Source organism: Trichococcus sp. ES5 (assembly GCF_900067165.1).
GTDB lineage: Bacteria > Bacillota > Bacilli > Lactobacillales > Aerococcaceae > Trichococcus > Trichococcus flocculiformis.
Genome location: NZ_FJND01000023.1, coordinates 23,280 through 30,074, shown reverse-complemented (window position 1 = coordinate 30,074; position 6,795 = coordinate 23,280). Strand labels below are relative to the sequence as shown.

The 6,795-nt window shown below is 40.3% G+C and carries 6 protein-coding genes and 1 pseudogene; 1 reads left to right on the top strand and 6 read right to left on the bottom strand.

Annotated features, from left to right (window positions below):
- Positions 1 to 320: pseudogene (locus TES5_RS13130) on the top strand (transposase); the annotation flags it as partial.
- Positions 321 to 476: 156 nt separating this feature from the next.
- Here the strand turns inward: TES5_RS13130 and TES5_RS13125 are convergent.
- From TES5_RS13125 to TES5_RS13100, 6 genes are all read right to left on the bottom strand, one after another.
- Positions 477 to 1,220 (bottom strand): nucleotidyltransferase family protein, encoded by a 744-nt coding sequence (locus TES5_RS13125; RefSeq protein ID WP_068562441.1) that lies wholly within the window; start codon positions 1,218 to 1,220, stop codon positions 477 to 479.
- Positions 1,221 to 2,420 (bottom strand): GHMP family kinase ATP-binding protein, encoded by a 1,200-nt coding sequence (locus TES5_RS13120; protein ID WP_068562440.1) that lies wholly within the window; start codon positions 2,418 to 2,420, stop codon positions 1,221 to 1,223.
- Between the two features lie 15 nt (positions 2,421 to 2,435).
- Entirely contained in the window at positions 2,436 to 3,434 is a 999-nt protein-coding gene (locus tag TES5_RS13115; RefSeq protein WP_068562439.1) for an SDR family NAD(P)-dependent oxidoreductase, read from the bottom strand.
- A gap of 12 nt (positions 3,435 to 3,446) precedes the next feature.
- A complete protein-coding gene (locus tag TES5_RS13110) occupies positions 3,447 to 5,261 on the bottom strand; it encodes a polysaccharide biosynthesis protein (protein WP_068562438.1) in 1,815 nt (604 codons plus the stop codon).
- Between the two features lie 27 nt (positions 5,262 to 5,288).
- Positions 5,289 to 6,059: a tyrosine-protein phosphatase gene (locus TES5_RS13105; protein WP_068562437.1), complete on the bottom strand. Its 771-nt coding sequence runs from the start codon at positions 6,057 to 6,059 to the stop codon at positions 5,289 to 5,291.
- Between the two features lie 126 nt (positions 6,060 to 6,185).
- Positions 6,186 to 6,734 carry a CpsD/CapB family tyrosine-protein kinase gene (locus TES5_RS13100; protein ID WP_369813499.1) on the bottom strand — a complete coding sequence of 183 codons (549 nt, stop codon included), beginning with the start codon at positions 6,732 to 6,734 and terminating at the stop codon, positions 6,186 to 6,188.
- Positions 6,735 to 6,795: the final 61 nt, after the last annotated feature.

Genomic DNA, 6,795 nt, shown 5'->3' with positions numbered 1-6,795 from the left:
CCAGACCCGTCTATCTGAGTCGTGACGATCGCATTATTGCTCATTTTATGACTTGTTTCATCTCACTTATGGTAGTGAGGGTGTTGGAGAAAAAAATGGGAGAAAAGTTTACTTGCCAAGAGACCATCACAAAACTAAGGGAAATGAACTTCATGGAACTCCGTGGTGAGGGATTCATTCCGGCCTATACTAGAACAGATTTCACAGATTCCCTACATGAAGCCTTTGGCTTCCGAACAGACTATCAGATTCTACCTACAAAAAAAATGAAAAAAATTTTTAAAATGACCAAAACCACGAAAAAGGTACGCACTTTTTAACAAAATAAAAAAGCCGAAAAAAGCTGTAATAGCAGCATTTTCTCGGCTTTTTTCCTTCTACAAGTGTCAAAGACAGGAGTATAGCTGAATGAAAGAAAATAAAAAAGTAGCAATCAAACACTTTAACAGAAACGTAAAGAAAAGACTGAACCTTTTTCAAGATTCAGCCTTTTCAAATATGTCCTGTACTGCTTGATAGCTTTCTACTGTTCCGATATCATATCTTCTCCCCTTAAAGAGATATGCATGTACTTCTTTTTGCTTGATCAAATACGGAACAAAATGCCCAGGAGCATCCGGATTATTGCCATCCTCTAGATATTTATGGAAGTATGGTAATGTTTCCTTCTTGTATAAATAAAAGGCAGGTACACAATACGTTGAACGCGGTTGTTCTGGTTTCTCTTCAAAAGACAAAACGTTCTGATGATTATCTAATTCAATAACACCAGCTCGCTTCAGTTGTGCTTCGTTCTGTTCATGATAAGCAGTGATACAATCAGTTCCAACTTCTTGGAAATAGTTAGCAAAATCTGACAATTCAAAATCAAATAAATTGTCTCCTGCTAACACCATTAAGTCATCAGAGACATCCAGCTGGTCAATCACATATTGAATGTCCCCAATCGCTCCTAAGCGTGTATCATTCGTCATCGTACCATCATTTACAACTGTTAACTTCTTCGTATAGTTGGTACTTTTTACCCATTCCTCAAAGTGACTCGTAAACTTGTTATTCGTCACAATTATTACTTCATCAATCTCATCCACTTTTTCAAGTTTCTCTGCGATATAATCCAATATCGTCTTCCCAGCAACCTCCAACAACGGTTTCGGCTGGTCTTTCGTAAGTGGATATAATCTCGTTGCATACCCTGCCGCTAATACGATGGCTTTCATCTACTTCACCGCCTCCAGATTTTTCACTAAGCTAGCTCCATCAGCGGTTTTACAAAAGTTTACTGCGTAGCTATCTTTGTATTCTGGATGGCGAACTGGATAGACACTATCAATCTTCGCTTTAATTTCTTCTTTGTAAGCAGGATCAATCAAGCCTATAACAGCACCTCGGTACCCAGCGCCGCTAGGACGAGCGCCATATACTCCTTTACATTCACGCAAAAGATAGTAAATACTCTTCATCTCAGGAATTCCTGATTCATATTGGTAGAAGGAACTTTCACCAGACTCGAACATTAATTGTCCAAATTTCTCGAGGTTCCCTTCCGACCAAGCTTCTGCCCCATCTAATACACGTTGCTGTTCAGTAAAGAAATGAGCTGCGCGTTTTCGGAATCTTGCTGGTATTTGCTCTTTATAAGCTTCATATACGTTCACTGGTATGTCCCGAAGTTGGACACTTTGTAAAGGAGTGATTTCCATTCCACCTAGCTCTTGCATCAGCCACCCAGCTACACGAACTTCATCGACCCGGTTATTGAAATCAGTGCTAATTAAATCCTTTGAAATACCAGAATAAACTACCACTACTTCAAATTCAGGCATGCTAGCCCCTTTTTGAATCATTTCGTAATTGTTCGTTTGACAATCCATTACCATTAATTGATTGTCCATACTTAAGATATTTGCGGATTGATCGAGGATGCCATTCTTCAATCCAATAAATTTAGTTTCGACCCAGTGGCTGTATTGAATCAATTCTAATTTAGAGACTTCTATATCATTTACGTCACATAGAGCCATCAAGTAAGCTGTCGTAACAGCTGCTGAAGAACTGAGTCCTCCAATAGGCAGCTTACCACTTACAAGGGCATTAATTCCCCTTTTCAAAACGTAGTCTTGTTTTAAGGATAAAACCGCACCACGGATGTAATTTCCCCAGAATCCTGGAATATATTCTGATTCATGGGAAATGTGGAAGAGTTCTTTGTCTGGAAAATCCATACTTTCAATACGCACATATCCATCTTCTGTAGGAGCATATACCATATCTACACTAGCATCCAGAGTCATCCCGGTGACTCGTCCACCTTGATGATCCGAATGAGCACCGAGAGGACAAATACGTAATGGAGAACGAACTGCACGGTAGTCTTCATTAGCATACGTTTCTCTAAATCTCTTTATTAAACGATTCAAATTATTACCTCCGCATTATTTCTTATGATAGTAATTCACATACCAGTCTGTAAAACGTTGCAAACCATCTTGTATGGAAGTCTCTGGTTTGAAGCCAATTGCCTCTTGTAATTTATCCGTAGAAGCATAGGTTGCTGGAACATCACCAGGTTTGATAGGTTCGAAAATCTTTTCAAATTCGACTTCTCTTCCCAAAGAATTACTTAATGCTTTTTCTAGAGAAGTAATGAATACCATTAATTTCTCTGGGTTATTGTTCCCAATATTGAATACCGTGTGTCCCGATGTTGGTTTTTCAATAAGTCCAATAATCCCTGTAATAATATCATCAATATAAGTAAAGTCGCGGTATAAATCATTCTCGAAATCACCGTTATTAAAAATATGGATGGGTTCATTATTGAAGAACTTATCTGTAAAACCAAAATAAGCCATGTCTGGTCGTCCCATCGGCCCATAAACTGTAAAGAAACGCAGACCAGTAGCTGGGATACCATAAAGATGACTATACGTATGAGCCATTAATTCATTGGATTTCTTGGTAGCTGCATATAAAGACACTGGATTATCAACGAAATCAGTCTCTTCAAACGGAACTTTCTTGTTGGATCCGTAAACAGAACTCGAAGAAGCATATAATAAATGCTCCACTGGATTGTGGCGGCATGCTTCTAGAATGTTATGAAAGCCCACAATGTTGCTTTGGATGTACGCATCCGGGTTCTCAATTGAGTATCGGACTCCTGCCTGCGCAGCTAAGTTCACCACGATATCAAATTTGTTTGCAGCGAATAATTCATGGATCGCTTCTTTATCGGCAAGGTCCATTTCTGCAAAAGTAAACGCAGGGTGTTCTTTAATTTTATTCAAGCGTTCGTGTTTCAAATTTACATCATAATAGTCATTTAAATTGTCGATTCCGACTACGTTATGTCCTTCTTGAAGCAAACGTTCGGATAGGTAATAACCGACAAAACCAGCTGCTCCGGTTACAAGTATGGATTTAGGTTGCATGCGTTTCTCCTTTTATTCGTGCTCATTGGCGTATTTAACTAACTTTTCTCGAATGATATCATCTGGTTGTGATAGTATATTCTCCACAAAAGCCATTGTTTCATCCAGCTTGTACTTTGTACTATTTCCCACAAATATTTTCTCGAAGACTTGTTGTTCGGATAATTGTCCGTCTGCCAACAATTCCTCATATAACTTCTCTCCAGGGCGAATTCCCGTTTCAAGAATTGGTATGTCCGCTTCAGTGAAGCCTGAAAGACGAATCATTTTCTTCGCCAAATCAACAATTCGGACAGGCTCGCCCATATCCAGAATGAAGATTTCTCCACCCTTTGCTAATACACCGGCTTGGATAACCAGACGACTAGCTTCAGGGATAGTCATGAAATAACGAATCATGCGGAAGTCAGTGACTGTCACCGGACCACCGTTAGCGATTTGTTCGCGGAAGACAGGTATTACACTCCCTCGACTGCCCAATACGTTTCCAAAACGTACAGCTGCAAACTTGGTCTTACCAGGTTCATTCAACGCTGTAACAATCATTTCAGCAATCCGCTTAGTAGAACCCATCACGTTAGTTGGACGAACCGCCTTATCTGTGGAAATCATGACAAAACTCTTCACACCTACTGATTTGGCAGCTTCCGCTATATTCTTCGTACCATAGACATTATTCTTGATAGATTCAGTTGGATTGTATTCCATTAACGGCACATGCTTATGTGCAGCCGCGTGATACACTTGATCCGGTTTGAACTTTTCCATAATACTAAAGATTCGTTTTCGGTCTTGAATATCCGCAATTACTGGTACGATTTCAATCGAACGGCCGTATAGATTACGTAATTCCTTATCAATCAAGTAAATCGAATTTTCACCGTGACCCAACAAAATCAGTTTCGCTGGTTCAAACTTGGCCACCTGACGACATACTTCCGAACCGATGGAACCACCGGCCCCACTCACCAACACCACTTTGCCGTGCAGCTGCTCGGCAATCGTTGATTTATCGAGTTGTACTTCTTCACGTCCCAACAAGTCCACTACATCGATGTCGCGGAAACGATTGACACTTAGTTTACCTTTTAAGACATCTTCAATGCTTGGCATTTGGTTGACCTTGACATCAACCGCCGAACAATGTGCGATGATTCGCTCTAAATCGTCAGGGGTAGCTGATGGGATGGCGATGGTTACTTGATCAATTTTATACTCCCTTACCAAAGCCGGTATATCCTCTTCCGTTCCTAAAACTGGAATGTCGAAGAGCAGCGAGTCTTGCTTGCCTGGATCTTGGTCAACAATCCCAATAATATCTACTTCACCCGGTCTTTTCGTTAGGTTGCTGATGAAGAGGTTTCCTCCATCGCCTGCCCCTACAATGAGTGTACGTATTTTATCTTCTTTATTCGTCCCCTTAAAAGACTGCCCACTTTTGTACTCATGATACAATCGCCACAATACACGTGACCCGGGAATCAGCAGTAAACTGAAAGCATACATTAAGAAGATGTAGCGGTAACTGACTGAGCGGATAAACAGAATAGATATCAGTCCAGATACCGCAAAGGAAACTGTCATGGAAATAACTGCCCGTAGAATTTCATACATACTCGTGTAGCGGATAATCCGGGAAAATAAATGGTTACGTACACCAAATCCCAAATAGACAAGAATGGATACACCAATCATGACGTAATAGAAATTGTTTTCTGGTCGAATATAGGCTTCTACCATAAAATGGGCCAAGAAAGCCGAAAACAAAATAAACAGCGAATCAACAAACATTAAAATAAAGGCTTTCTGCCCTCTTGTTAAACGCATACTAAAATCAACTCCTCCTAAGTAAAACTAAAACAAGCCAAACCATTTCTTTTTCTTGCGAACTTCTTGTGGTGCTTCTGTTTGGACATAATCACCATTAATTAGACTTTTTGTTGTTTGATGAAACTGTTGAACTTTCCCAGCACCAAAATCTTTTTCCAACTTCTCAAAAGCATCTTTCATGCGGAATGACCGCCCACGTGTGTTATGAGCATCCGAAGCCAGAAAATGTACTAAATTTGCCTCAATTAGTTGTCTGCTGAGTTCCGCTGTTTCTTTACCAAAAACGCCGGCATAGCTGCTCGCAGTGAGCTGCGCTAGTGCGCCTCTTTCCACAAACTCCAGTAACTTGTTTGGATTTTCAATAATTTCCTGATTTCGTTCGGGATGTACAATGATTGGCACGATTCCTTTTTGTTGCAAGGAGAAGAAGAGCTGTTCTGCATAGTGTGGAATGGTCATAGTAGGAAACTCAATCAACAAGTATCTATTATCTTCATCTACAAAGAGGATTTCATCGTTCTCAATCCCCGCTAGAATGTCGCCACTTAACCGTACTTCCTGTGCTGGGAAAACTTCCAGCGGAATTCTCTCAGCGTCCAGCTTTTGTTGCAGCTCATTCGTCAAGCTAATCACATCGTGCTTTTTATTCTCAAATTTTCCGTTCAAGTGATGCGGTGTTGCCAGTATATGGGTAATACCTTCCTCAACCGCTAAACGCGCTAAAGCGAAGGACTCATCCCATGACCGGGCACCATCATCAATATTAGGAAGAATATGACAATGAAGATCTAACATGTTCGTATCTTCCTTCCTGTTTTTAATATAGACAAATTTAATTATACAGTATATTGATAGAACATACTATAAGAATTAAAAGAAAAAGGCACTGGTTTTTGAACTGCAAAACCTTGTGCCTCCTGCTTAATTTTCTTCTGTGTAATAGTAGTAGTAACTGTTATCCTGCTCGCTGGTTGGGACTTGGTTATAGACGACCCCCAGCACATTTGCATTGACGCGTTTTAAGATTTCATTTGCTTTCAGCATATTTTCTTTTTTAGCTACTCCATGACGTACAACAAAGATTGTCCCTTCTGCACGTCCAGCCATGATTTGTGCATCACCGAAGCCTAACAAAGGTGGAGTATCGAAGATAACTAAATCATACTTACTAACTAGTTTGTCTTGAAGATCCTTCATGCGATTGCTACCAATCAATTCAGCTGGATTTGGTGGTATTGGACCACAGGTCATCAATGATAGATTGTTGATATCTGTCTCCAATACACACTCTTCCACTGTCAGTTCTGGATTCGATAATAGAGATGTCATCCCTGCTCCATTCAACACCTGGAATGCTTTGTGGACGGATGGACGACGAAAATCTGATTCTGCCAACAATACTCTATATCCTTGACGAGCAAATGTAATTGCTAAGTTTGCCGACACAGTGGATTTCCCAGCATCCGGCATAGATGATGTAACCACTAAGGATTTGTATTTTTATCTACCATGGCGAACTCAATGTTGGTTC